Origin of the sequence: Paenibacillus aestuarii (assembly GCF_027789125.1) — a bacterium.
GTDB lineage: Bacteria > Bacillota > Bacilli > Paenibacillales > NBRC-103111 > Paenibacillus_E > Paenibacillus_E aestuarii.
This window is the reverse complement of record NZ_JAQFVF010000034.1, coordinates 1-26184: the sequence shown is the minus strand read 5'-3', so window position 1 is coordinate 26184 and position 26184 is coordinate 1. Positions and strand designations below refer to the sequence as shown.

At 38.5% G+C, this 26184-nt stretch carries 30 protein-coding genes and 4 pseudogenes; 11 read left to right on the top strand and 23 right to left on the bottom strand.

Annotated features, from left to right (window positions below; all coding sequences use genetic code 11):
* Window positions 1-384: 384 nt before the first annotated feature.
* Window positions 385-1083, bottom strand: a complete 699-nt coding sequence (locus tag O9139_RS16825) for a Crp/Fnr family transcriptional regulator (RefSeq protein ID WP_270880680.1) — start codon at window positions 1081-1083, stop codon at window positions 385-387.
* Window positions 1084-2042: 959 nt separating this feature from the next.
* On the opposite strand from O9139_RS16825, the gene O9139_RS16820 reads away from it, so the two are divergent.
* The 3 genes from O9139_RS16820 to O9139_RS16810 all read left to right on the top strand — a co-directional run bounded on the left by O9139_RS16820 (window position 2043) and on the right by O9139_RS16810 (window position 3389).
* Entirely contained in the window at window positions 2043-2396 is a 354-nt protein-coding gene (locus O9139_RS16820) for a DsrE family protein (protein WP_270880630.1), read from the top strand.
* A 65-nt stretch (window positions 2397-2461) separates the two neighbouring features.
* Complete coding sequence (locus O9139_RS16815) at window positions 2462-2698, top strand: glutaredoxin family protein (protein WP_270880629.1); 237 nt, start codon at window positions 2462-2464, stop codon at window positions 2696-2698.
* Window positions 2691-3389 (top strand): Crp/Fnr family transcriptional regulator, encoded by a 699-nt coding sequence (locus O9139_RS16810; protein WP_270880628.1) that lies wholly within the window; start codon window positions 2691-2693, stop codon window positions 3387-3389. The genes O9139_RS16815 and O9139_RS16810 overlap by 8 nt, the downstream gene beginning before the upstream one ends.
* Window positions 3390-3617: 228 nt before the next feature.
* Here O9139_RS16810 and O9139_RS16805 read toward each other — a convergent pair whose 3' ends face one another.
* The 8 genes from O9139_RS16805 to O9139_RS16770 form a co-directional block, all read right to left on the bottom strand.
* Window positions 3618-3938: a thioredoxin family protein gene (locus O9139_RS16805; RefSeq protein WP_270880627.1), complete on the bottom strand. Its 321-nt coding sequence runs from the start codon at window positions 3936-3938 to the stop codon at window positions 3618-3620.
* A gap of 27 nt (window positions 3939-3965) precedes the next feature.
* A complete protein-coding gene (gene trxB / locus O9139_RS16800) occupies window positions 3966-4895 on the bottom strand; it encodes a thioredoxin-disulfide reductase (RefSeq protein ID WP_270880626.1) in 930 nt (309 codons plus the stop codon).
* 44 nt (window positions 4896-4939) lie between these two features.
* Window positions 4940-5401, bottom strand: a complete 462-nt coding sequence (gene trxA / locus O9139_RS16795) for a thioredoxin (RefSeq protein ID WP_333742727.1) — start codon at window positions 5399-5401, stop codon at window positions 4940-4942.
* Window positions 5402-5794: 393 nt separating this feature from the next.
* The gene (locus O9139_RS16790; protein WP_270880625.1) at window positions 5795-6121 is read right to left on the bottom strand and encodes a hypothetical protein; all 327 of its coding nucleotides are present in this window, start codon (window positions 6119-6121) and stop codon (window positions 5795-5797) included.
* 24 nt (window positions 6122-6145) lie between these two features.
* Window positions 6146-6841 carry a pirin family protein gene (locus O9139_RS16785; protein ID WP_270880624.1) on the bottom strand — a complete coding sequence of 232 codons (696 nt, stop codon included), beginning with the start codon at window positions 6839-6841 and terminating at the stop codon, window positions 6146-6148.
* 357 nt (window positions 6842-7198) lie between these two features.
* A complete protein-coding gene (locus tag O9139_RS16780) occupies window positions 7199-7681 on the bottom strand; it encodes a GNAT family N-acetyltransferase (RefSeq protein ID WP_270880623.1) in 483 nt (160 codons plus the stop codon).
* Between the two features lie 210 nt (window positions 7682-7891).
* A complete protein-coding gene (locus tag O9139_RS16775) occupies window positions 7892-8590 on the bottom strand; it encodes a pirin family protein (RefSeq protein WP_270880622.1) in 699 nt (232 codons plus the stop codon).
* Window positions 8591-8604: 14 nt separating this feature from the next.
* Window positions 8605-9243 carry an FMN-dependent NADH-azoreductase gene (locus tag O9139_RS16770; protein ID WP_270880621.1) on the bottom strand — a complete coding sequence of 213 codons (639 nt, stop codon included), beginning with the start codon at window positions 9241-9243 and terminating at the stop codon, window positions 8605-8607.
* Between the two features lie 621 nt (window positions 9244-9864).
* On the opposite strand from O9139_RS16770, the gene O9139_RS16765 reads away from it, so the two are divergent.
* The 3 genes from O9139_RS16765 to O9139_RS16755 all read left to right on the top strand — a co-directional run bounded on the left by O9139_RS16765 (window position 9865) and on the right by O9139_RS16755 (window position 11449).
* Window positions 9865-10206, top strand: coding sequence for a putative quinol monooxygenase (locus O9139_RS16765; RefSeq protein ID WP_270880620.1), 342 nt, complete (start codon window positions 9865-9867; stop codon window positions 10204-10206).
* A 74-nt stretch (window positions 10207-10280) separates the two neighbouring features.
* Window positions 10281-10655: a nuclear transport factor 2 family protein gene (locus O9139_RS16760; protein ID WP_270880619.1), complete on the top strand. Its 375-nt coding sequence runs from the start codon at window positions 10281-10283 to the stop codon at window positions 10653-10655.
* 446 nt (window positions 10656-11101) lie between these two features.
* Window positions 11102-11449, top strand: a complete 348-nt coding sequence (locus tag O9139_RS16755; protein WP_270880618.1) for a winged helix-turn-helix transcriptional regulator — start codon at window positions 11102-11104, stop codon at window positions 11447-11449.
* A gap of 294 nt (window positions 11450-11743) precedes the next feature.
* Here O9139_RS16755 and O9139_RS16750 read toward each other — a convergent pair whose 3' ends face one another.
* The 4 genes and pseudogenes from O9139_RS16750 to O9139_RS16735 all read right to left on the bottom strand — a co-directional run bounded on the left by O9139_RS16750 (window position 11744) and on the right by O9139_RS16735 (window position 14805).
* Window positions 11744-12097, bottom strand: a complete 354-nt coding sequence (locus O9139_RS16750) for a winged helix-turn-helix transcriptional regulator (RefSeq protein WP_270880617.1) — start codon at window positions 12095-12097, stop codon at window positions 11744-11746.
* 37 nt (window positions 12098-12134) lie between these two features.
* The gene (locus tag O9139_RS16745; RefSeq protein ID WP_270880616.1) at window positions 12135-13334 is read right to left on the bottom strand and encodes an MFS transporter; all 1200 of its coding nucleotides are present in this window, start codon (window positions 13332-13334) and stop codon (window positions 12135-12137) included.
* 631 nt (window positions 13335-13965) lie between these two features.
* Window positions 13966-14301: pseudogene (locus O9139_RS16740) on the bottom strand (isochorismatase family protein); the annotation flags it as partial.
* 90 nt (window positions 14302-14391) lie between these two features.
* Entirely contained in the window at window positions 14392-14805 is a 414-nt protein-coding gene (locus O9139_RS16735) for a Crp/Fnr family transcriptional regulator (protein ID WP_270880615.1), read from the bottom strand.
* On the opposite strand from O9139_RS16735, the gene O9139_RS16730 reads away from it, so the two are divergent.
* The 3 genes and pseudogenes from O9139_RS16730 to O9139_RS33345 all read left to right on the top strand — a co-directional run bounded on the left by O9139_RS16730 (window position 14768) and on the right by O9139_RS33345 (window position 15799).
* Window positions 14768-15292: an MFS transporter gene (locus O9139_RS16730; RefSeq protein WP_270880614.1), complete on the top strand. Its 525-nt coding sequence runs from the start codon at window positions 14768-14770 to the stop codon at window positions 15290-15292. The genes O9139_RS16735 and O9139_RS16730 overlap by 38 nt on opposite strands.
* 67 nt (window positions 15293-15359) lie before the next feature.
* Window positions 15360-15668, top strand: a pseudogene (locus O9139_RS33350) (DDE-type integrase/transposase/recombinase); the annotation flags it as partial.
* Window positions 15575-15799 carry an IS3 family transposase gene (locus tag O9139_RS33345; RefSeq protein WP_408638367.1) on the top strand — a complete coding sequence of 75 codons (225 nt, stop codon included), beginning with the start codon at window positions 15575-15577 and terminating at the stop codon, window positions 15797-15799. The pseudogene O9139_RS33350 and the gene O9139_RS33345, both read left to right, overlap by 94 nt.
* On the opposite strand, the gene O9139_RS16725 is transcribed toward O9139_RS33345, so the two are convergent.
* From O9139_RS16725 to O9139_RS16710, 4 genes are all read right to left on the bottom strand, one after another.
* Window positions 15794-16885 carry a GerAB/ArcD/ProY family transporter gene (locus O9139_RS16725; RefSeq protein WP_270880613.1) on the bottom strand — a complete coding sequence of 364 codons (1092 nt, stop codon included), beginning with the start codon at window positions 16883-16885 and terminating at the stop codon, window positions 15794-15796. The genes O9139_RS33345 and O9139_RS16725 overlap by 6 nt on opposite strands.
* A gap of 259 nt (window positions 16886-17144) precedes the next feature.
* A complete protein-coding gene (locus tag O9139_RS16720; protein WP_270880612.1) occupies window positions 17145-18359 on the bottom strand; it encodes a Ger(x)C family spore germination protein in 1215 nt (404 codons plus the stop codon).
* The gene (locus O9139_RS16715; RefSeq protein WP_270880611.1) at window positions 18310-19797 is read right to left on the bottom strand and encodes a spore germination protein; all 1488 of its coding nucleotides are present in this window, start codon (window positions 19795-19797) and stop codon (window positions 18310-18312) included. The genes O9139_RS16720 and O9139_RS16715 overlap by 50 nt, the downstream gene beginning before the upstream one ends.
* Before the next feature lie 134 nt (window positions 19798-19931).
* On the bottom strand, window positions 19932-20246 hold the full coding sequence (locus tag O9139_RS16710; protein WP_377526701.1) for a thioredoxin family protein: 315 nt from the start codon (window positions 20244-20246) through the stop codon (window positions 19932-19934).
* Window positions 20247-20339: 93 nt separating this feature from the next.
* Between O9139_RS16710 and O9139_RS16705 the strand changes: the two genes are divergently transcribed.
* The gene (locus O9139_RS16705; RefSeq protein ID WP_270880610.1) at window positions 20340-20687 is read left to right on the top strand and encodes a putative quinol monooxygenase; all 348 of its coding nucleotides are present in this window, start codon (window positions 20340-20342) and stop codon (window positions 20685-20687) included.
* A gap of 168 nt (window positions 20688-20855) precedes the next feature.
* Here the strand turns inward: O9139_RS16705 and O9139_RS16700 are convergent, their stop codons facing one another.
* From O9139_RS16700 to O9139_RS16690, 3 genes and pseudogenes are all read right to left on the bottom strand, one after another.
* Window positions 20856-21653, bottom strand: coding sequence for a sulfite exporter TauE/SafE family protein (locus tag O9139_RS16700; RefSeq protein WP_270880609.1), 798 nt, complete (start codon window positions 21651-21653; stop codon window positions 20856-20858).
* A 411-nt stretch (window positions 21654-22064) separates the two neighbouring features.
* Window positions 22065-22435, bottom strand: a pseudogene (locus tag O9139_RS16695) (pirin family protein).
* Window positions 22436-22576: 141 nt separating this feature from the next.
* Window positions 22577-23221 (bottom strand): annotated as a pseudogene (locus O9139_RS16690) (SDR family NAD(P)-dependent oxidoreductase); the annotation flags it as partial.
* Between the two features lie 142 nt (window positions 23222-23363).
* On the opposite strand from O9139_RS16690, the gene O9139_RS16685 reads away from it, so the two are divergent.
* Entirely contained in the window at window positions 23364-24137 is a 774-nt protein-coding gene (locus tag O9139_RS16685) for a cysteine hydrolase (RefSeq protein WP_270880608.1), read from the top strand.
* Between the two features lie 105 nt (window positions 24138-24242).
* Here O9139_RS16685 and O9139_RS16680 read toward each other — a convergent pair whose 3' ends face one another.
* The 3 genes from O9139_RS16680 to O9139_RS16670 form a co-directional block, all read right to left on the bottom strand.
* The gene (locus O9139_RS16680) at window positions 24243-24446 is read right to left on the bottom strand and encodes a hypothetical protein (RefSeq protein WP_270880607.1); all 204 of its coding nucleotides are present in this window, start codon (window positions 24444-24446) and stop codon (window positions 24243-24245) included.
* 277 nt (window positions 24447-24723) lie between these two features.
* Complete coding sequence (locus tag O9139_RS16675) at window positions 24724-25407, bottom strand: FMN-dependent NADH-azoreductase (protein WP_270880606.1); 684 nt, start codon at window positions 25405-25407, stop codon at window positions 24724-24726.
* Between the two features lie 21 nt (window positions 25408-25428).
* The gene (locus O9139_RS16670; RefSeq protein WP_270880605.1) at window positions 25429-26067 is read right to left on the bottom strand and encodes an FMN-dependent NADH-azoreductase; all 639 of its coding nucleotides are present in this window, start codon (window positions 26065-26067) and stop codon (window positions 25429-25431) included.
* Between the last annotated feature and the right edge of the window lie 117 nt (window positions 26068-26184).

Here is a 26184-nt window from a genome sequence, read left to right as displayed (position 1 = left end):
TTTCTCTTAAATGATAATTAAAGCAACTGATATCTTTTTCTTTCAAACCTGTCTTGAATAATATTTTCAAAACGGAATTCTTTAATACCTAAGCATAGGATGATTTTCAAAGATCTGTCTCGATATTGTATTAAACGAGTTTTTGTAAATTTTTACGATTAATCCCCCTTTCTACTCCGATCGAACTTCTTTATAGTAACTCTTTCTCAGTAATTATTCAGTGAGGAAGATTACAAAGAAGTTTTCTTTTAAATCTATTTATGGTTATTTTCCGACTATATGCATCAATGTTTTGCAGTGTAACAAAAATGTTAATTATGAACAGAATAGGATTAGAAGGCATATAGCTTAGGAATCTCGGTTAGTTTGATATCCCATTTAAAGTCATTTGTGGTTAGTTTTTAGACGTTCTTTCGCCTTCTCTAGTTGAACCATGATGCTCTTTCTTCCTGTTATTATAATTCCTTCATTGGACAGCTCCTGTAAGACCAAAGAAACTGATTCTCTTGAGGCACCAATCATGTTTGCCAATTCCTGATGGGTAATCGGCATATCTATTTTTTGATACTCATTTTCTTCTATACCGAACTTCTTAGATAGTTTAGTTAGAAAAAAAAGCACCTTGCCACGAAGATCGCTTAACACTAATCTTTCCAGCACTTCATCACGATCAAGCAATCGATTGCTGAGTTCCTCTAACAATTTAAAAGCAAGTTCTGGACGCTCATTTAATAATTGCTCAAATTGATCTTGTTGTATATAACAGACGGTCGTCTCACACAAGGTTTCCATATAGTTTCCATTTGTCCCGAACGACAACATATTGATCTCACCATACAAACTACCTGCCCCTAGAATACCTACAGTATATTGCTTGCCAACCGAATTTGTTTTATACAATCGAAACATTCCATTTATAACAATAAACAATCCTTTATTTTTAATATCTGGCGTTTGTATTAAAGTATTTTTAGGAAAAACACTTATGTTTGTAATTGGCGCCATTTCATCAACTTTCTCTAGATCCTCTTGTGGTAACAACTCGAATAATCTAAATTTTGACAGCCTCCATGGTTTGATCATGTCCACTACCTAACAGCTCCTCAATTAAATGTCTAATACGATAATGGTTCATTTAGCATTAATGTATAGGCTAAGGATTAGGTGTAATTTGTATTAAGCTTAAAAAGTATCTTTTTGCCTTCGTTTTAACACTGCTAATAATGCTAATAAGATTGGAAAAATCAATGCAAGGAAGCAAAATTGAAAAAGGGTAAATTTTAGATCCATATGTAAAATGATCAAAAGTCCAGACAAGGACTGTTCATATTCCGATAAGAACGATTTAAAATATTACCAAATATTCCCTAAACTCCCAATTGAATCGTTGTAAAAATGGGAAAGTTGACGTCGTAATATAATTAAATATAATTAAATCCTAATGATCCAAGCGTCAAATATGTGATTGTAATCATATATATCCCCGATAAAATGCCGCAATTTTGTTCTCACCTTTCACTCAAATCAAATAAACATTGGACAGATATTTTATTGTTATCCAAGAGAAGTAAAAGTATGTTTTATGTCGTTACAAATCAAATACTATTGCAGCTGACATCTTCATTCATTACTACAGAACCTGCATAGAAAACCCTCAGGATGTTAAGCTTGTTGTTACTCTCTGCCGTTCCCTCCTCGTTTACTACTTTATCAATCACAGATCCTATCAACTGGCGAACCAATTGCGAAACCTGATAGGAATAATTCAGGTAATGGGTTATAAACACGAAATATGTGAGAGTAACTAGAGGCCTAGTCGAGGATTATTGGTGACACTTCAAACACTAATCCCTTTGTGTAGCATTACCGAGCATTGGCTCTGTAAAAAAGATTACAGAAGAGTAACTTCCTTCGAGGTATGATGCTCTTAAGTCAATCGACAAGGGAGGAATAACAAGCAATATAATTTCAAAAGCAAATTTATTAGTATCCGTATGCCAGTATAGATATTGCAAAATAATAAAAAGGAGTTGCTTTTTAAAATGACAAAAGTAGCTATTATTGTTCACGCAACAGAAAATGAAATGGGTAGAGCACTGCATGCACTCTTGTATGCACAAGAACTGCATGAAGCAAAAATTGAAGTTAAAGTTTATTTTGATGGCCAAGGGACAGTCTGGGTAAAAACAATGGAAGATCCTTCGCATATGTTTAATCCTCTGTATAAAGCTGTGAAAGCCACTGGCATCCTCGCAGGAGCATGCGGTTCTTGTGCAGATGCATTCGGTGTCACTCAAGATATTCAAGCAGCAGGTATCAATACGTTAGCGGAAGCAGAAGGCCATTTCAGTGTTGCTAAGTTGGTTGCTGACGGCTATCAAATTATAACTTTATAATTTCGACTTTAAGCAGATAAGCCATCTAACCGATGGCTTATCTGTCTGTATTGGAGGTACACTATATGGAGGTTATCGTTTACTCAAGTGGACATTGCGCATCATGTAAGGAAGCGATAAGTTTTTTCGAAGAACAAGGCATCGCCTACAAGCAGTTTGACGTGGAAGTAAATAAGGAACATTTTCAAGAAATGCTTCGTTTAGGCGGAATCGCAACACCGTTTATATTGATTGAAGATTCCGCTTTTCATTATTTTGATCGAGATAAAATCAAGGAGGTGCTAATGAGAACCAATGCATGACAAACTTTGGTACTTATCAAAAATTCGTATATTTGAGGCATTGCCTCCAGAAGATTTAATCGAAATTGATCAGATGGCTCCCATGACTCATTTTAATTCTATCCCAAAGGGGACAATAGTTCAGTCACCTGAAATGAATAGGGATGGTTTATTTTTCATTAAAACTGGAAAGCTTCGTATGTATAAGTTGAGCCCTGATGGTAAACAGTTTACAGCAGGTATCCTCGGTCCTGGCAATATGTTTGGTGAAATTGATGCTTTTTCTCTCGGCACACGCGGCCTTTATATTGAAACATTAGAAGAAACATTACTTTGTTCTGTTCTAAAAACACACTTTGAAAGCTTTCTGTTGAAACGACCTCAACTCGCTTTACGTTTTTTAAAAGAAATCAGCGCAAAACTTCAGGAAACGACCGAGTTATTGGAGAAACTCGCGCTTGGAAACGTTAGAGATCGTATTATTTTTTTATTGCTTAAATTGTCCGTTCAATTTGGCGTAACTGAAGAATCCTTCAAGCGTATTGATTTTAAGCTAACGCATCAAGAAATTGCAAATATGATTGGCGCAACTCGTGAATCCGTCACAAGCTCACTGAACGAGCTCGTGAAACAAGGGATCATTCGTACTGGCAGGTCAAAAATATATGTGGACCAACTCAAGGCAGAAGAGGATCTTTTGCTTGAAAAATAAGGCAACTAATACCCATATCGTGGTACACCATGAGTTAGTGCCTTGATGTGTTCTCTCATCTTTCGGTAGCTTTAATCTTCTTTCATATGTAAAAAATGATTCAGAATATAGTTTCTTCAGTCTTCTATTTTTTATAAGCTAAAAAATGCACCACTAGAATTTCCATCGATATAACCTGGGTTATTCCGATGTCCATTCTCAGGGGTGCATTTCATCTGCTAGACTTGTTTAAGCTTTAATAGTATCTAAATATTCACGAATTTGGGCTGGAGTTTTCGCAAATTTACTATGAAGATGAGCTATTTTCTCGCCATTCTTAAACACAAGCAAACTTGGAATACCTTTAACTTCATACTTATCTGCAAACTCCTCAAATTGTTCAGAATCTACCGCAAAAAACTTCTTATCCGGATAATCTTTAATAACATCGCCGATAAAACGATCCATGTTCTTGCAATCTGGGCACCAAGTTGCATCAAATTTCATGACAGTATAACCTTCATCAGTAATTTTCGCTTGAAATTGTTCTTGAGATTGAATGCGTTCCATTTTGATCACTCCCGTTTATTTATAAAATTAGTGATTTTCGATTTGTTCTAAAAATTTTTCAACATCTATAGCTGCCATAGCTCCACTACCCGCTGCTGTAATAGCTTGACGATACTTATTATCCTTTACATCTCCGCAAGCGAACACTCCCAAGACATTAGTTTCAGAGGTTCCTGGTTTAACTTTCAAATAACCGACCTCGTCTGTTTCCAATTGTCCATTTAAGAACTTTGTATTGGGAGTATGCCCGATGGTGACAAAAATGCCATCCGTATCGATGATTTCTTCCTTGCCAGTCGAATTGTTACGGACTTTTAGGCCCGTTACTTCACTATTACCTTCTACGACTTCCAGTGGTGTTTTATTTAAGCTCCACGTAATCTTATTATTTTGACGAGCACGGTCCTGCATGATTTTTGAGGCACGAAGCTCTTCTCGGCGATTCACAATGCGTACTTCAGAAGCAAACTTTGTTAAAAAATGAGCTTCTTCCATCGCTGAGTCTCCCCCACCGACAACAATAATTTTTTTGCCACGGAAGAAAAATCCATCACATGTGGCACATGTGCTAACACCACGACCAACATTTTCCTTTTCACCAGGAATACCTAGATACTTCGCAGACGCACCGGTTGAAAGAATAAGAGTTTTAGCTACTAATTCTTCACCGCCTTCAAGAAACAGTTTAAAAGGGCGTTTCGATAAATCGACGCTATTAACCCAGCCTGTACGAAACTTTGCGCCGAACCTTTCAGCTTGCTTGCGCATATTATCCATCAACTCTGGTCCCATAATTCCATCAGGAAACCCTGGGAAATTTTCAACCTCAGTGGTAGTTGTAAGCTGACCTCCTGGTTCAGGTCCCTCAATAACTAGCGGCTCCAAATTAGCGCGGGCTAGATAAATAGCTGCTGTTAATCCGGCAGGTCCTGTTCCAATCACAATTGCATTTTCCATATAATCCTCTCTTTATCAAACAGATATTCTTCTACTTTAAGAAATTAACAAGTATCACCAATAGACAAATACAGATTTAATTTCTCACGTAGAAAGCTTTTGCTTTGCAAGCCAACCATAGTCTCTAAGAGATAGCCATCTTTAAATATCATCAAAGTTGGAATACTTTTTACTCCATATGTCGTAGCGATTTCCGACTCTTCATCAATATTTATTTTCGCAACGGAAGCCGAATGTTTCATTTCACTTGCAAGTTCTTCTACGATAGGCAGTTGACGCTGACAAGGTCCACACCAAGTTGCATAGAAATCAACAAGCGTAATACCATGTTCTATTTGCCCGCGAAACGTGTCTTTTGTTAATGTCAAAGTGTCCATTTTGTTTGTTTCTCCTTTCATTGTATACTCATATTCTATCTCGAACCTTGACTTTGATCTGTAATCTATTTTACGGTGGCGAGATCTTTCTTTTCCATCAAGGGTTTCTGCTCCCGTAGAATTAAACAATCAATTCGTCTCTCCTATTTTCCCTCCAAACCAGTCTGGTATGCCTTAACTCCAAAGAACTTTTTATTTTAAACGATTTCACTCCTGCTTAGTAAATTATCCAAATATGTGTTATACAACTGTCTATACTAAGTTGAAAATTGTAACTTCTGAATAAATCTTTGAAAGTCAGAACATAAATCCTCAAAATGAATATCTTAATTCTCTACAAGAATTAATGATCTGAATGGGGATGTAATCGCTAAAGCGAATTTCAGTATTGATTGCAAGTGCGAGCTGGCCAAAGATTGAGGCTATTAAGAAAATGAAATTAACACACAACTAAAGAATTCCACTCCTTCAGGTATTAAAAGGAGCCAATAATGGCTCCTTTTTTCCACTTTTACGCCTTTGTTAAACTGAATAATTGGATGGTATATATTCGATTTTTGATTCAGCAACTATAGTTAACAATTGGATTTGCTCATTATATAGTACAGGGCCGTTTTTAATATAAAACCATATCTTATTCGTAGGTTGATCTTCAAATTCCTGAAACAAAAACAGATTCAGCTCTTGTTTCCATTTTAATATCTCTTGGATATCGATTTCGGGTGTCAGATGGACCGAAATTTTCCAGTTAGAACCCTCTTGCGTTATCGTGTAATCTAGAGGTTTTTTTCCTGTTTGGATAAATGTACGGCCACCTACCGCATGCTTTAATACCAGTTCTTCTCGCATTTCCATCCCCGCTTTATCTGATTTTTATGGTAAGTCGATAAGCATCAAAAATGTGTCTTCGTTAGCTTTTATTTTCAATTCCGAAATTGCTTCAATCCGAGCAGTATCTCCAGATTGAAGCGTAGCCTCATTCACTGAAGCATTACCCTCAATCATGAATAGGAATACTCTCCGATCTTCTCGCTCAAAAGAAATTGATTTTTCTTTCCCTATTCGACTCAGATAAATCGATAGATCTTGATGGATTTTCGCAGTATTATCTAACCCTTCTGAAGTTACAACGGGAAGTAACTTGTCTTGCATTTTATCATAATTATATTTACTGGTTTCGTAAGATGGTTTTAGTCCAAGTTGATTAGGCATAAACCAAAGCTGCAGAAATCTAGTTGATTCAGTATGTGATGCATTGAATTCAGCATGTACAATTCCTGATCCTCCGCTCATTCTCTGCACTTCACCAACTGATGTAATCTCTGTATTACCAAGATTATCCTCATGTCTGACTGCTCCTTGCAGAACTATTGTAACAATTTCCATATCACTGTGAGGGTGGGCGCCAAAACCTTTACCTGGAGCGACTTCATCATCATTACATACTCGCATAACACTAAATGCCGTGTTGGAAGGATCAAAGTACTCACCGAAGGAGAAACTCAATTTACTGTTGAGCCAACCATTATTTACTTGATAACGCGTTTCTGAAGGAAAAACTTGTATCATAACTGCCTCCTTGTTTGATCACTAATTGTAAACCCAATTAATTTACAAAATTTATACTGTATAAAAAACACTGCATCCTTAATTTGTTATACTTGGTTCAATATAATACATACCCTAATTGCTTCTTTGCTGCTGAAATAAGTTAATACTTCAAGTAACTGTCCTGAATTAATAATAATATGAATGATTTATGAATTCTGTAATGTAAATAACAAAACGATTTGTTGTGAAGAAACTAAAATAGTCAAAGTGTTCTGATTTCAGCATCCGACCGTTAGGCAAGCCAATACCAATATCTCTTAACAACTTTGGCACTTATAAAAGGGTTAAACAAGATTGCTTACTTGTATTGTCAGACTAGGCAAGATCGAGTCGGTATAATAAAGATTTTCTATCAGGATAATCGTATTGAATTGGCAATTCATCCTTGTTAATTTGAATAAATCCATTTTTCTCATAAAAGCTATGTGATCTCTTTGCTATAGAAGGAGTATCCAGCAAAATTGTTTTAGTTCCCTGCGCTTTAGCGTATTCTGTAAGTACATTAAACAGTTTTTGCCCAATAGAATGTTCTTTACCTCGATAGTGTTCATATACAAAAAACTTCTTTAAAACGGAAATCTCATTGGAAAGATTCAATAACCCTATTGAGCCAATGACTTTTTCCTTATTGTCTAGAGCAACCCAAAATTGTCCCCCAATATTTAAGTAGTGAGCTTCAATATCTAATAAATCCGGTTGTTCTTCGAGCGTAATATTCAGGTCGTTTTCAACGTTTTGAACATGAAGTATTAAATTAATAACTTCTTCTCTAAACCGTTGATTATATACTGAAATCATTGTAAATCCCTCCTATAGGATACTCTTATATAAGTAATCAGTAATAGTGGTTCCCGGGTTGGTATGCTACAATCGCAAGGGCCGTAAAGCAGTTTTGCCTCCGGCCCTCGATTGTAATACCTACATATGATTTTAAGTAAACTCAACTAGGTACTGGAAGTTTAGTTCAGTTCTTGGAAAGAAACATACACTTTCCATGAGTAGTTTTAATTAAGGTAAATCAACTAGCATGAACCTTGTATGATCGGCAGCAATAAGTTGCAGTGCTGATGTACTCGTTATTCTGGCGGAATCTCTTTTATTAAGAAGTTCTTTTTCATTTAACCATAATGAACCTTCAATAATAAAGACAAAAATACGCCGTCCTTCTGCTTGCTCATAATTCAATACCTCGCCTGCTTCAAGATCAGATAAATAAATCGTGAGATCTTGATGAATATGCGATACATTGGTCGATGAATTTTTAGAAACAACCGGTAATAGTATGTTTTTCATGAGCGAAGGATCGTATTGAGTTGTTTGATATGAAGGTGTTAAGTTATTTTCCTCCGGGTCAAACCACATTTGAAGGAAATTTACAGTATCTTCTCCCGGATTCATCTCAGAATGAATGATTCCTGTTCCCGCAGTCATACGCTGCACACCGCCAAATGTGGTCACAGCTGTATGCCCGGTGCTGTCTTGATGCTGCAATTCCCCTTCCAGAACAATAGATACGATTTCCATATTCCGGTGAGGGTGCATACCAAACCCGCTTCCACTTACTACAAAGTCATCATTTAAAACTCGCATAGGGCCGAACGACACTGTTTTTGGATCATAATAATCCGCAAACGAAAAACTTAAGTTGCTAGTTAACCACCCTAAGTCAGCACGATGCCGTGATGATGCTGGAAACACTTCAATCATAGTATCACCTGCTTCTAGAAGATTTTGGCTAGTTTTAGTGCTTGTTCGAGTGCTTTTTCTTTAATTTCAGGTACTCTGTTAGCTGATGCACCTACACCCTCTATATAAATGACTTCAACTGAAGGAATACCAATGAATGCCGCAATTGCTGTCAGATAGCGATGACTAAATTCGAAGGATGAGAACGGCCCTTCCGAGAGGACGCTACCGGATGCTTGAATATGCAGCAGCTTTTTGTCAGATGCTAAACCTATAAGTTTTCCTTCATCAGAGAATTTAAATGTTTTCCCTGCTATGCATATTGCGTCAATGTATGTTTTTAATACAGGAGGAAACAAAAAATTCCAGACTGGATTAGCGACGACAATTTTATCTGCTTCCAGAAATTGATCAACTAATTCATTTAAGCGTGAGACTTTCATTTTTGATTCTGTACTTAATTGATCGAAGGAAGCACCACTTCTTAATAGTCCCCATCCATTTAGGACATCTGCATCAATTTGTGGAATATCCATTTTATATAAATCCAGATGAATGACTTCATCTTTTGGATTCGCTTCACGATATGCTTGAATAAATTCATTTCCTACAGACAAGCTGTGGGATACACTCTCATTTAAAGGATGTGCTGTTACGTACAGTACGGTTGACATGTTAATCACTCCTAGTGGTTGCTTGATAATAAAAAATAATATAATTTTCGTATTCTATATTTGTTCGCGAACAAATGCTATTATGAATCAAAATAACTTTTTTGGAAAGAACACACCTTTTTGTTACATAGTAACTAAAAAGTAATAATTGTTTATTAGCAGTTGTTATTAACATGAAAACTTACTATTGAGATTTAGAGATTTCTTTGGATGTAATTGGAGGTAAATGGAAGACATAAATCGCTTGAGCCTATGTTGAAAGCGTTTTGAGTATGGGGGGTAATTATGCAGAAAAAGTACTTGCTGTATACAGATTAGGATTAATGATAATATAACCAAAACATGTTCTGGTATTTTTCATTTAAAAAACTAAGTATACTCCAGATTATAATTTCTAATAATAATGTTATTAGAACACATACAAAACTTTATTTAACTTCATTTTGCTTAATTGCCGCAACATTTTCCATTTGTGATTTTGCATTATTTTGCCTCAAATATTACTTTTTAGTTACTATGTAACCAAAAAGTCTGTACTTCTCGCATTAATACTTTTGGTCCATAATGACTCTTGTGGCCACGAAAACATTAAATTATTTAAAATATAAGGAGCGGGCGATTATGTCCACTAATACAAATCAAATTATTCTCAATATTCGTTTTAAAATAAAACCAGGGAAAAAAGAATCATTTCGTGACAGTTTGTTTTCAATGATTAACAACTTTAGAAATGAGCCTACTTTCGTAAATGCAATCGTATCTGATGATCTAGATAATCCCAATGATCTTGTTATTTATGAGATTTGGCAAGGTACTAGAGAAAACTGGATACAAGAAGAACTTCCGAAGCCTTACCGTAGTGAGTATGAAGGTGCACTTTCAAGCCTCATTGAGGATAGAATAATAAGTTGGCTTGAACCTGTCGGGGAATGGGGCAGCAAGCTGACTAGCACGACTCGTTAAAATATTAATAAAATTAGCAATAATGACTGCCAAAATGCTGTAGTGTAAATATTGAGCAATGGGAGATATAACGAATGGCGACCACAATCAATGATCTAATACACAAACACATCGATAATGTTTGGAGCGAGATCGATCCCAAGAAAAGAAGAATCGCAATCTCTGAGGTGTATTCTGAGTACTGTCGGGTGTATGATCCATTTTTTGAAGATGTAATTGTTGGACATGATGCTCTCATGGGGCTGATCGATGAGGTACAAGCTAAAAACCCTGGTTTTAAATTCACTATAATTCCTAAATCTATAGACGAGCACCATGGTCAAGTGAGATTTAACTGGTTTTACGGACCACCCGAAGAACCAAGCAAGATCACTGGTCAAGATTTTATTCTCGTTGAAGATGGTAAAATCATTTCCCTAACTTTATTCATTGATGCACCGTCTTCATAAAATACTAACAGTTATTGCAGTATTAATCATGGCAACTGAAAAAAATGATAATGGCCACCAGATTCAATCTGGTGGCCTGTTTTGCAAATGCTAGCTGGACTTCTCGCTAATATGTGGATTCGAAAATTTCAACAACAAAGAAAAAGGTATACATTTGAATCAAATTTCCATTTCGCAAAAACTGAAGATTTCTCTTTTAAGAACAGAATAAGATTAAGAAGCCAAGTTTCAAGTATTTAATTGCAATCGTTAATCATTGCGATCGTTTATCAAATTTACATAAGAATAAGCACTAATATCGGTTTTGTCATGGTTATTTTCTTTTCAGTTGGTTAACATACTAAATGATATTATGAATCATATGAAGTAATATGAAAAGTACACACTTTTTTTGTTACATAGTAACCAAAGAGTTACAATTAAAATGGGAAGGTGTTATATCAAATATGAAAACATATTATTGCGACTTAGAGATTTCGTTGGACGTTATTGGAGGTAAGTGGAAGGGGCTTATTTTGTACCATTTGATAAAAGGTCCAAAGCGAACAAGCGAGTTAAAAAAACTTATTCAAAGCATTTCTCAAAAAATGCTAATTCAAACACTTCGTGAATTAGAAACTGACGGTCTTATTCGCAGGGAGACGTATAAACAAGTACCTCCTAAAGTTGAATATTCAACTACTGAACTTGGTCAGTCGCTCGAGCCTATGCTAAGAGCACTTTGCTCCTGGGGGGGCGATTATGCAGAAAAAACATTCTCTGAGGATGAGTATCAAATTCTATCCGTAGAATAATGTTAATCTTAGTTTCAAATATATCTATTGGAATATTGATTCAATTCATTTTATGGGTATTCATAATTGTTGACCTTTTAACACTTAAAATGACAGTCCTGTGAACACTGGTTTTGGTGTTTACAGGACTGTTTAAATTCAGGCTTTCACAGCACTACTGTGTTTACGGGAAATCGCGGTGACAACTTATATATGAGCTTTCTTGGCACACTGCTAATAGTTCCTTTGCTAGCCGTGAGAACTAAATCTAGGCTGGAACACCCGTTCATTTTGTTACTAAGTTGTACTACCATCTTAATTCTTATCTAAATTCAAAATTTGGACCTCACCTTTAGCAAAGGTTTCTTCAACATAATTTTGCCCCCATTGGCAAAGCAATCTCAATGCAGGCTCAAGTGATTGTCCGAGTTCTGTTACAGAATATTCGACTCTAGGAGGGACTTGTTGGTAAATCGTCCGAGTAATAATTCTATCTGTCTCTAATTCTCGAAGTGTTTGGATGAGCATTTTTTGAGTAATACCTTGAACTAGTCGCTTTAATTCACTCGTTCGTTTCGGTGTTTTCGTCAAATGATACAAAATTTGTGTTTTCCATTTTCCCCCGAGTATTTGCATCGCCACTTCAATGTCACAATAATAAATTTTCATACTCAATAGCTCCTTATACTCTATAATATGTCCCCAATCATGATTTTTTCGCCTTCACTTTCTGATTCAAACGAAAGCTCAAGAAGGTTACAAATGAAGCAGCTAAGGCAAAGATTCCTCCTACCCATGAGACATGAATTAGTCCCATGTTAGTAACAACCAAACCACCAATAGCAGATCCGATAGCAATACCAAAATTTATGGATACAGGGGTCAATGATGCAGCTAAATCCCTTGCTGCTGGAAAATGCTTCTCTGCTAACTCAACAAAATAAATTTGACTTGTAGATCCTTGGACAAAAACAACCAATGACATCAATAAGATACTAATCATCGCAGAATAAATTGAAAAAGCTGTTAAATACAAGGATGCGAGAATTAAAGCTTGGAATATAAAAATGTATCTCAGCTTACTTACTCCATTTTTTGACGCTATTTTCCCACCGATCATATTACTAATAACTGAAAAAATACCATATATCAGAAGGACCAAGCTAACGTATTCTAATGGAATGGACAATACTTCATTTATAATCGCTGTTAGATACGTGTACACAATAAATGTTGCCGCAATACTCAATGTTGGAATGAAGAAGGCCAAAATAAATTGCGGATGAATAAATAGACCAATTTGATTTTTAATAGAGCTTTCCACTCCAACTATATTTCTTGGAATGATGCTCATAGAAATAACAAGTGTAATAACACCTAATACTGATGTAGTCCAGAATGTCATATGCCATCCGTATACTTGTCCAATATATGTGCCTAAGGGAACTCCAATGACGCTAGAAAAGGTGAATCCTGAGAATATCATGGAGAGGGCGAATCCCTTCTTTTCATTTGGAATCTTATCATTTGTTCCAATATTTAGCGCATATGCAACCAAGACACCTTCAGCAATTGCTGTAAGAATTCGAGATAAAAATAATACTTCATAATTGTAGGATAATGCACTAAGGACATTGGCAATAATAAAGAAAGATATCAACATTAACATTAGGGGATATTTATTAAAGCGGCTCAATAGCGAAGTTAATATTGGTGTACCGATGGCAAAAGCGACTGCAAACCCAGATACTAATGTTCCAACTGCTGCAATTGTACTATGAAGATCGGTTGCAATCTCATTTAATAATCCTACAATGGCAAATTCACTGGTCCCCAATACAAAGGTTAATAAAAACAAACTAAATATCAAAAATTTCTGTTGTTTAGATAATTCACTTTTATTCATTATTTACTCCCCCAATCATATTATTGAAAAATCTTCGTACCCCGGTGTTTTTGCGCCCCTTATAATATGTTAAGAACATCTTACAAACGACTTTATGAATTAAAAGTAACAATAGTAAAAGTACCCACTTATTTGTTATATAGTAACTTATAAGTAATTATTGTATTAATGAGTAAGCTAAAGCCTTGTATATCGCGGTTTTCACATTTTCATGTGAAATATTGGATAACCCATTTAATGATCTGCATTCTTACCTCGAACAGTCCGTTCCTTCCTAGGTCAATTTGAAAAGGAGCAAGTCGAGCTACTATTCTTTCTTTAAAAGTGGATAAATTATGGAACAAAAGCTGAATCTATTTGCTAATATTAACTTCGCCTAAGATTTATTTTCTCCATGACAGTGGAAACGCAGATGATCATGGCAACAAGAATTCAATACTTCCGGATCTTATTCGGAATGAATTTTGCAAATTTTGTATTAGGGATGCTCCAATAATCTACTGACCGATTCGTCTCCCGCTTTCTGTACCGCTTTGAGTGGATACCTAGACGAACGAGTAATGATAATCTCCCGTTCATTCGCTATTTTGTAGTCACTCTATATACAGTACATAATTCTTTAGTTTTTAGATTACATATGCTCTACAGCTTCGACTGTCGTCCATGACTCGCTACATAATAAGCCGAAATTCACTTTGCCCGCATTATAAGCTTCCATACCTGGTGCCGCGGTAGCATCGTGAATTACGGCGACCTCAAATCCTTGCTCCACGAGCTCACGCATATGGGCATCCACACAAATGTTCGAATTCATGCCTGAGATCATTACTTTACTAATTCCACGTTTACGCAGATGCAGAACAAGATCATTCGATTCAGGTCCGAAGATTTTGTGGGGACTTGTAACGACATTCTCCTCGTCTTCGATATAAGGTTTAAATGCTTCATAAAAATCAGCTTGTGAAGAATTCGGTACTCTTTTTGAGGTCCGTCGACATTAAACTTTTTCAAATTATGCATCATTTGTTCGCCAACGCTGACGAACTCACATTTATGATCATGTGGATAATATCAATTCCGTTAACATTTTCATGGCAAGCAGAGGACGTGCCGCTAAGAAATCTTCAAAATCTTGTTTGGACACCGAACATATTAACGTTTCCTCCATGGTTTCGATATAAAGCCCTTTCGTCCCAAAAGAGAATGTGTCGATCTCGCCGAAGACATTGCCTTTGCCTAGAATCACTATTGTAAATTGCTTCCCTTCCAAATTCGTGCGATATACTCGCAATTTACATTCTTTAAGAAAAAACAGTCTATCTTTAGCGGTTTCAGGCGTCTGTATTAGGCTTCCTTTTGGGATAGCATTAAAATGGGTCATGAGCGAAATATGATCAAGCTCCGTCAATTCATCAGGGGTCAATACGTCAAATATGCTCATTTTCGACAAATATGAGCGTTTATCTAACATCACTGCTTGGCTACCTCCTTCAGATGGGACAACGAAAATTCTTGTAAAAAAGAGCCACCTAATCGCCTCCACTTTAATTATGTCCGGCGTAGCTGGATATCTGTTTAGTAAAAATACAATAAGAACCGCCCTGATTTTCCCCTTTGTTTTCGGTTTCATCTACTTGATGATTGATTTCTTTGGCTGTTACTCGATTCCAATGATCGTGCTTGTCCTGCTTTGGGGTATTATCACCACCATCGGCCTGAACTTTTCTCAATTATGGATTACATCCATCGCAACCGATGCGCCTCAGTTTTCCAATGGTTTATTTGTCTCATTTAGTAATTTAGGAATCACACTCGGTACGTTTATTGGGGGGTTGTTCATCACTGATTTAGGACTTAAACAGATCGCCTGGAGTGGTATCATGCTTCTGGGGATTGGAGTGATTATGATTGTGTGGAGAGTCCGATGCTATGATTTGAAGAAGAGCCTGATCAACTAGTACTCGTTATTTATAAACTATAATTTTAGCGTAGAAAATTTCGTGCCTGTAGTTCGATCTCTGTACGCGCGAAATTGTTGGTTGGCGACTTGGCGACCGTATGACAACGGCGCTTGTTTTGAATGCCTTGGACGAGGCCTACGTAAACAAACAACCCAAAGCTGAGCTACTTCACCATTCAGATCGTGGATCCCAGTATACCTCTGAAGAGTACCGAAACCAGCTAAAGACATACGTAATGATTGCCAGTATGAGTCGAAAAGGAAATTGCTATGACAACGCCTGCATCGAATCCTTCCACAGCAGCAAGCCTATGAAGAGATTTACCGGTATATTGAGTTCTTTTACAACCACAAGCGGATCCACGGCTCGTTAGGCTACATGTCTCCCGCTCGGTTCGCAGCTCAGTTTGATAAGAGAAAAAAGTCTAAGCTTGTATCCACTTTCTTGACAGAGGTCCAAACCGCATGGTTAGCTGTAAGGTACATTACATTATCCCCATCATAAGGACTTCACTTCTCTTCTCCTCTTAATCAAAGTCATAACCAGTAACAAGACCGGAAAGGCAATACAGGGCAGTAATGAGGAAAGCGGATAAATCTTTATGCCGTACGTAAAGTGATCTGCAGTGCGAATAAAGCTTTTTGAAGTATGTACGAAGCATAGGAGCCCCATCGCTACCACAAAAGGTTTCATCTTTGAAATACCGAAAACATGGCCAGCCACAAGCGTAAACACATATTGCATGACCACCATATAGACCAAGGTAAGGACCGTCCATAGACCCACCAATAGAACTTCAATCCGCTCTAGATACTCTCCGAACTTTACCATTTGAATCGTCGCAAAGAACGGATACGTCGAAGTCTGCACATAGTTAAATCCCAGAGAGCTTAAAGTCAGATAGGAAATCATAATTAAATAAATACTTGTCATCAATATTGCGATTGTGCAGGAAGAGAAAATTTTCTTAATATTTTCAACGCGCGACATGAGAAATCCAAACGTAATCACTTGCGAGAAGGTAAAGGTAAACAAATGCATGCTTCCGACCACCCTATTCGGCAACGAACTCTTGAGTTGAGGTAGAAAAGGATTGGTTTGGATTTCCGGAATGATAAACAAGCACGTGACAAGAAAACCGAGCAAAAAGAACGGTAAGATGACCAGGTTTGTACGCGCAATAGTGCCGAGGCCGATGTACACAGCATAGGTTGAACAAGCCGCATACAAAAATATTAGATAATCCGAATTCGTATTTGGCAAAATTACCGTGGTATAAAACATGGATACCGCCCTGAAACCTCCCGATACGGTTTCCAAGTTATTGAGCAGATATACACAGAGCAGCACTTTGCTGAACCATCTTCCCAGCAACTTGTCGCAAATCTCGGTCAAATTAAGGTTCGGGAACTGACGTTGAACAAACGAAATAATCCAGAGCAACGCGATCCCGGCTGCAGTATTGAAAAGGTTCGCGATCCATACATCCTGTTTCATCAGCTTGGATTCGGTTAAAAACATGCTTTCGAAACCGGCGATAAATCCGAATAGTAAGAACCCTAATTGAAGATGAGTTATTTTCTCCTTCACAATCATTTGACCCACCTTTTCACTTATTAACACTCAATAGATGATTGAAGATGTACCGGAAGAGCGGAGTATATAAGCCGTTGTACAGCTTTTCGACCGTTGGCCACCTTTTCCCGATGTATGGAGCGTTATAACCCGCAATGAAACCGCAAAGAAATAACATAATTACAGCATCGGATATCTTTCCTCGTTTACGCAACAGGACAAAATATACAACGCCATAACAAAGGGAGCCAACAAAAATAGCTATATTAAACATTTACGACTCCTCCTTTATGAATGTAGTCATGCCGGATTTTTCAAACAGAACGGTGACGTGAACTTGAATCGGAATCATGGGGTAAAGAGTCTCCCAATCCTTTTGCATTGTTTTCCATGCTATCGAGTGATACTGACTGTAATAATCGGAGAATCCAAGAACATCTATTTTCAATTTTTTTTGAAAAAACGCCAAACTCTTTTTTATTTTCTTCTCCAAATGACTGGAGGCCGCTTGCTCCATTTGTGAAATAACACTCGAATCACCGACATCGGAATCTTTGTTCAAATCCTCCACAGAAGCAGTGTATTTCAGATACACACTCATTTGGGGTCTTCCATTCTGAATATCGCCATGGATTTCCAAATCTTTTTCATGGAATAATGCTGAAAATACCGAACCGTTCTTCGAATGAATGACATCATTGAATTCAATATCTTTCCATACTTTCCTTTTCGATAATGAATTAAGAATCAATACGTCGTTACCCTCCACCCACCCTGCAAATTTCTGTTTGTATATAACTGCCCCCCCGGTCACAATGAGAAACTCTTTTTTATTTGTCTCTGATGATTTTATCTTTATTCTGGCTGCCACGAACCCCCGAGTAGGATTCTCGAATAAATCCATAAAATCTTTAATCGTTAACGCTACATCTTGACCGGACAGCTTATTATTACGGACTTGACCCAGCAAGTCGTTGGATAACAAATCACCGGACTCTGTACCGAGCTTAAGTTTATCGGAAGCTTGCCCTGGCGCGATGATTGGATATGCCGTAAGCCGAAATTCTCTTTTCCTCGACAGGTAGTCCATCACCTCAAAAAGAGAATGTTTTGCCGCGCTCTCGCTGATTATAAAAAATTTATTATGCTGGAAGATTAAATTCTTTCCGACTTGTGAACGCATTTTTCTTGCAGCATCTAATGGCGTTTTACCTGTAGCGCTTGAAACCCATTGGGTAAGTGCCGAAGTCTTTTCCTGGCTTGTATTTGAGGGCATGACGCAAAAGGCGCTAAACGAATATTTATTCGTTTCGACATCGTAATCGATTGCAGCTGCTGTAACCAAAGCAATATCGCTGATTTCGTTTACGTCTGTCGAGCAACCTGTTATCGAAAGCAAGCATAGTGCAGCTAAAAAAAAGCTTACCCCTCTTTTTAGACTAATCCCATTCCTTCGCGTGAGAATAGTGAGTTTGTCTATTGGGTACATCGAGTTCACTCCTTTCGCGTTTCAATCTTGCTCTGTATCTGACTGGGGGCAAAAAGATTTTTTTTATTGAATTCTTATAACCTTCTGAACCGATCGGATCAAGATACAGAACGCCACAAAACCGTAGGGAGCAAACGTGGAAAATGACAATAAACATTCCTATGGATAATCCGAACATCCCAGTAAGTGCCGTCAGGAACATTAACGGGAAACGCAACAAGCGAAGTGCGATAGCCGTACTGTAGTAAGGGATTGTAAAGGAAGCAATTCCCGTCATCGCAACGACAATTACCATTGGACGAGAAACTATCCCGGATTGAACGGCCGCTTCCCCGATGATTAGCGCTCCTACGATACTGACGGATTGTCCCATAATGCGAGGAAGACGCATACTCGCTTCCCGCAGCACTTCGAAAGCGACCTCCATGATCAAAGCCTCAATGAAGGTAGGAAATGGAATCCCCGCCTTTGCAGATAGAAACGTCATTAACAAAGGCGTCGGAATCATCTCAAGATGGAACGTAGTCAATGCTATATAGAATGAAGGACCGATTAATGAAACAATCAAAGTGATAAGTCGAATAATACGTAAAAAATTAGCAAAGTAAAACCGTTCAAATTGGTCCTCGCTGGGATGAAGCATTTCAAAAAACGTGCTCGGGGCAATAAGGGCATTCGGCGTACCATCCGTCATAATGACAATCTTGCCCCTATTCATCGCCGTGACGACCCGATCAGGTCTTTCCGTATTCAGTAATTGCGGGAATGGCGAAAACGTGCTGTCTTGGATCCACTCTTCAATCTGCATGCTGTCCGATAGCACGTCTAATTGAATGGCATCCATCCGTTGTCTGAGCTCGTTCAACACTTGGGAATCGGTTCTGTCGGCAAGATAGAGAAGCATCACTTTCGTTTGGCTGTCTTTCCCGATCACAAACGATTTCGCTTTCAATTGCGGCGACTTTATCCGCCGCAACACCATACCCAAGTTTTTTTGTAAGTCCTCAGTGAAGGCTTCGCGCGGGCCACGAATGTTAAGTTCAACCTGCGGTTCGTCTATCGCTCGCGTTTCGAAGCCCGGTAATTTCATGGCGTAAGCCTCAACATGCCCATCGATGATTAATACGAAATTGGCATCTGCGATATGGTTTATGATTTCTTCGATTTCTACGAGAATGGTGACATCACCCAGTGTATGTAACGAATCCAATATGACTTCTCCAACGGGCCCACTGTTTTCCCGTAAATCCATATTCATTTTCCGAATGATTAATTGGTTTAATCGCTTTTCATCTACGAGCGGATTCAAATAGATGACCACGGCTTCATCGTTGGCATCTGAGTTACCTATATTTTGGAACGTGAACAATTCGTTTCCGGTATAAAGGCGCTTTAGCTCTTTCAAATTTATGCTGGCTGATGCATGCAATGATTCCATTTACCATTCTCCCCTTCTTATCCCCCAGTATGTCCTTAATATGGAATATGATTCGCCGCTGAGACAGTGTAAAAACACAAAAACCTGTTCAGTATATCGAACAGGTTCTCCATCAAAACCATTGAAGAATGAAATCAGCACGTATCTCCAATTCCTGAATAGCGGAGGATGGTCTGCTTCAGATTTTCTTTATTTTGAAAGCCGAGTATTGTTTCTACTTGGTATCCGTCCTTAAATAGCATGAAAGTCGGAGTGTTCATTATGCCATATGCTGAGGCAAGTTCTCCTTCTTGTTCAATATCAACTTGAACAAGTGTTGCCTGATGTCTTACTTCATCGGCTAGCTCTTCTAAGATAGGAAGCTGTTGTTTGCAAGTTTCACATTCGGATTTAAAAAGCCCACTAGTGTAAAACGGAAGTTGTGGACTTTGCCAAAGCTGATTTGTAATTTAGCATACAGACCATTCGTAAGGTTCCCGATATAATCTGAAGTATTCCCGGGAAACAAACAAAAATGAAGTCTAAAGGAGTAATTATTTATTATGAACGCAATAGAACAAAGCGTAATTATTGCACGCTTTCAATTAAAGCCGAACTCAGACAAACAAGCTTTTTTTGATAATCTAAAGCCATTGTTTGATATAATGTCAAAAGAACCGACATTTGTAAATGGAATTGTTCATGAGAATGTCGACAATCCGGATGAAATTGTATTTTACGAAATTTGGAACTGTTCGAAAGAAACTTGGCTGGCAGAAGAGGAATCGAAGGCTTACCGTCAGGGTCCTTATACTAAGGCAGCAGAGTTTTTATTGAGAAGAGAGCTTAGCTTCTACACACCAACAGCTGAGTGGGGAACTACGATTACTGTAGGCAAGCATTTTTCTTGAAGCAAAGGAATTAAGCTCTTAAATATTTAATAAAATCCCCTCCAGTTCATGCTGAGTTCACAAGGAACTCAACATGAACTGGGGGGGATTGTTTTTTATGGCAACACGATGCAAGACCACTTCTATTGAAAATACCCTGGGTATTAATACCTGGGCTCATTCGCTGAGCTATGTTATGATCATCCTCACCGCGAACAGCAGCAAGGTGCCGCACATGATGCGAATCAGCAGCACGCTGCTGATTCGTCGAGAGATGCGTGCCCCGATCCAGCCACCAAGCAGCGCTCCTGGGGCCAGAGACAATACAAGCAGCCAATCCCATTCACCGCGGATCAGATGCATGCCGCTGCCGAACAATGCCGAGACGAAGATAACGGCCATCGAGGTAGCCGTAGCCATATGCGGCGGGAAGCGGAACAAAAGTAGCATGGTGGGAATAAGTAAAATACCACCACCAATGCCGAGCAATCCGGCAATCAAGCCGACAGCCCCACCAATTAACAGTGCCGGTAACACGTTATAACCGTATTCTTGCTCCACACCAGCGGCATCTGTGTATTTCCGCACATAGCGCCAGTTACCTTTATAAGGTTTGATTCGTTTTCGAAACAGAATTAAAATGACCATGAAAAGCATGAAATATCCGAAGGCTCGCCGGAATATTACTGGATCGAACAGTGAGGTCAGGCTAGCACCTAATACTGATAATGGACCGCTCGAGAGCGAAAAGAATAGCGCACTGCGAAGGTCGACTTTGCCCTCCTTCACAAACGTTAGCGTCGATGTAAACGATGTAAACACGAGCGCACCGAGCGATACACCAACTGCCAGCGACGTGTCTATGTTCTTGCTAAGCATGGATGGGCCGAGCAGGAGCAACGCGGGCACGATTACAACCCCACCGCCTAAACCCACAATTGCACCAAATGTCGAAGCGATTAAACCAAGCATGAACATCACTAGCATCGCAGGGACATCCCACGACATTATTATTGGATACACTTACTTGCACCTCGTGAAACTCTCGATTTTTTAACGATTGACCGTTTTGGGTTTCCTCTCAAGTCATACAAAATCCATTATAGCGATCGCAGCGGCGCTTTATACGCTTTACTAGTGTTTACTTTACCCGAAGTCTCCGGTAACTCCAATAAAACCGCAATATTCGTCCCTCGATTACGAACAAAAATACTCTTCTCCTTGTTCTTGTTTGAACGTTATTGTCGAGCCTGCTTTCAGCTTACTTAAATAAACCGTCATCTCTTGGTGTAATTTAGCGACTGTGTTTTCCATTGCATTGCTGGATGCGATCGGCAATAAACGCCCTGAGAGCACTTCAACTTCAAAACTCGTCGCCTCATAGGACGGAGTTAGACCTCATTGTTCAGGCTCGAACCATAATTGAAGGAAGGATACATAGTCGGTTTTAGATGGATTATGTTCCATATGCACTACCCCAGTACCGGCAGACATGCGTTGTATACTGCCAAAATTCGTAGTCCTCACATTTCCTAGGCTGTCCTCGTGCCGAAGTTCCCCTTAAGAACTATTGATAATATCTCCATGTCGCTATGAGGATGTGGCCCAAACCCACGCTTAGGTGAAATGATATCATCATTCAAGACGCGCATGGGTCCAAAAGACGAATTTCCTTCATCGAAATCATTCCCGAACGAAAAACTATGACATCCTCTTAGCCAACCAAGGTCAAATGAGTTTCTAGAATCTGCCGTACACACGGTTATCATTTATCATCGACTCCTTATTCCTTATTTCAAATTATAGGGGGAGGTTGAACATCCCAATAATAAAAACCAGGCAAAGAAATAAACTCCTCTGCCTGATTTGAATTTAATCATGAGGTTCGGATGCACGCTTTAATGATTTAATCAGATTTGAGCCATGCCGCCGTCAACGAAAAGTTCGATGCCGTTTACATAGCTGCTTTCCTCCGAGGCCAGAAACATGACGGCACTCGCGATCTCGTCCGTCTTTCCTACACGTCTCATCGGAACGTTATCCTTGGCGGAAGCAAAGACTTGATCCAGCGCTTCGCCAAACAAATCGTCATAAGCAGGCGAGTGGATCATACCAGGACTCAGAACATTTAACCGTATTCCGGTGCCTTTCAAGTCCATGATCCAGTTCCTCGCCATCTGACGAAGAGCTGCCTTGGATCCTCCGTAGACGCTAAATCCTGCATCGCCGATCGTGCCCGCTGTTGAACCTGTCAAGATGATCGAGCCTGTACTGTTTGGAAACAGCGGCAGTGCTTTTTGGATGGTAAACAAGGTTCCCTTCACATTAACATCGAAAGTCAGATGGTACTGCTCTTCCGTAATATGACCCAGAGGCAGAATACTGCCAAGGCCAGCGTTTGCGAATAGAAAATCCAGGTGTCCTTTCTCCTGCTTCACTTCATCAAAGAGCTTGTTCAAATCGCTCAGATTAGAGATGTCACCTTGAATGCCGGTTACTCTCTTCCCAATTAATTTGACCGCCGCATCCAATTCGCTTCGCCGGCGGCCAGATACTTTAGCTTTCCGCCAACCTAGTTATTTATGCGGTATTAGATATTAATTAGAATACACTCAATGAACAAGAAACGGATAAATCCCAATAATAAGTACATAGTATACAAATATATAATGATTCCAAATGAAAAAGGAGCGAATTATGAGTAAAACAATTCGGTGGCTTCTCTTGTTTTTGTTCCAAAGCAGTCTTTGCTTTTATGCACTTCAACAGCCTGTTATAGCTTCAGAATCAGCACCTCAACAAACAAATGCAGGTATGAGGATAGATTCAATCACAACTGCTTTAGTATTTACAGATCCGCAAAATGATTATCTCAGCCCCAAGGGTGTTGCTTGGAATTTAATGAAAGAAAGCATTGCAAAAAATCACACCATTGAGAACATTGAGTTGCTTCTAAAAACAGCAAAAGAAAATAAGTATAAAGTATTTATTTCTCCGCATTATTATTATCCATATGACCAGAAATGGTTGTTTGGAGGAGTTATGGAAGATTGGACGCATGCTAATAAAATGTTTCAAAGAAAAGGTCCTTTAACTCTCGAAGGATTCGAGGGTTCAGGTGCTGATTTTTTTGAAAGTTTTAAACCCCTACTCAAAGAAACTAACGCAGTTATTACAAGTCCTCACAAGATTTACGGTCCCGAATCGAATGACTTAGTCTTACAACTACGAAAAGCAGGAATTACTCGTGTTCTTCTTGGAGGAATGGCAGCAAACTTGTGCGTTGAATCTCATTTACGAGAACTTGTTGAGCAAGGATTTGAAGTTGCGGTGATTTATGATGCAACTGCCGCTCCAATAATGGATGGGGACATGGTTGCTAAAACTAATTTTAAAATGATTGCCAGTGCGAGTTGGCCAACTAGTGAGGTAGTACAGAAAATGAAATCCACGAAACCAAGAAATCAATAGATTCTCCAAATGTAAATGAGGGTTCCCTAGCCGTTAAGCTAGGGAAATTCACCCTCTTTTAGTTATTACGCACACAATAAATGAAAACAAAATTAATTCTCACTTTTATTTTTTTCTTTTTTTGGCTCGAAGAAACATAAGAATTCCCATGAAACCACCCATAAATCCGCTTAATACACCACTCATCGCATTACCCAATGCATTTCCAAACACTGTCGTAGGTAAAGGTAAAACGAAATAGTTCATGAGAAAACTCATAATCGCACCCATAAAACATCCAACAAGACCTTGTTTAATAGCTTCATTCATGATTATCTACATCTCCTTTATAATATCGATTGGTGGAATATTAAATGATTCTTTAAATATTTGAGTATATCTCTTGCAAATGCTATTTCTAACTTTTATATGATAACTCTTTCAAAGTAATCATTCTGTAAGATAGATTACCTAACAAAAAATGATTAGTACCTTGAACGCGTATATTGGCATAGACTTGAGGCTGAAAAAATGAGCAAATTTATATGGGTGATATTCTGCATAAAAAAACGGCTCCGATGAAATCGAAGCCGTTATCACTTTCTATTTAAAATGTTTTCGCTAATTCACGAGCTTTACGGATAGCTTTATCTTTTATCACTTGTGTTTGATCAGAAGCTGCTCCCATGCCTTCAACAAAAATCGCTTCAAAGTTTGGAACGCCTAGGAATTTCATAATGACATCCAAATGACGATGCCCCATTTCGAAACTCTCCATCTCCGAGCCAGGTGACAACAAACTTCCGCTTGCTTGGATATGAACTGCTTTTTTAAGGTCTAATAAGCCAACTGGACCTTTGTCTGGAACATACTTAAAAGTTTTACCTGCAACACAGATAGCATCAATATATGCCTTTAACACTGGAGGATACGAAAAATTCCATGTTGGGTTTACAAATACATACTTATCCGCTGCAATAAACTGTTCGACTAATTCGTTCAAACGTTCAACTTTAGCTTTTTCAGCATGGGTTAAGTCTACGCCGTCAGCCAGCTTTCTCCATCCATTAAACACATCGGAATCAATGTCCGGAATAATCGCATTATAGAGATCAAGATGAACTACTTCATCAGAAGGATGTGATTGAAGATAACTTTCAATAAATTCGGCCCCTACCGCCAAGCTATATGAAGTATCTTGGTTATTGGGATGAGCTGTGATATATAACACTTTCTCTTTCTTTTCTTTAGCCTTTGAAGAACCGAATATTTTTTTCATAAATTGGATCATTGTTTGATAAACTCCTTCAACTTAGAATGTTTTTGCCAGCTTCCAAGCTTGTACGATAGCATCCTCTTTAATTTGACGGGCTTGATCCGGAGCCGCGGCCATACCTTCCACAAATACAGTCTCTAAGCTGGGTACTCCAATGAATTTCATAATAACTTCTAAATGACGGTGACCAATTTCAAAATCTGCGAAAGCTGAACCAGGGGATAATACACTGCCACTTGCTTGAATATGAATTGCTTTTTTGCTTTCGAGAAGGCCGATAGGACCATTTTCTGTATACTTAAAAGTCTTTCCTGCAACACAAATTGCATCAACATAAGCTTTCATCACAGGAGGAAATGAGAAGTTCCATGTCGGATTTACGAATACATATTTATCTGCTGCAACAAATTGATCCACCAACTCGGCGAGTCTGCCAATTTTAGATTGCTCTGCATTCGTTAATTGTTCGAATGTTGTACCCGAACCCAGTTTCCCCCAGGCACTAAATACGTCTGCATCAAGGCGCGGGATATCCATTTTGAATAGATCAAGATGTAAGATTTCGTCATTCGGATTAGCAGCTCTGTAAGCCTCGAGAAATTGCTTTCCTACCGCCAAGCTATAAGATGCCTCAGTCTCGTTCGGATGCGCTGTAATATACAATAAAGTTGACATAATAAATTTTCCTTCTTTCATCTATAATTTTGGGATTCATATTCCTTTTTAAAAAGCAGAATTCTATTAGAAAATGAGTATCAATCCATTATCAATAAAATTAAAGCACCTTACATT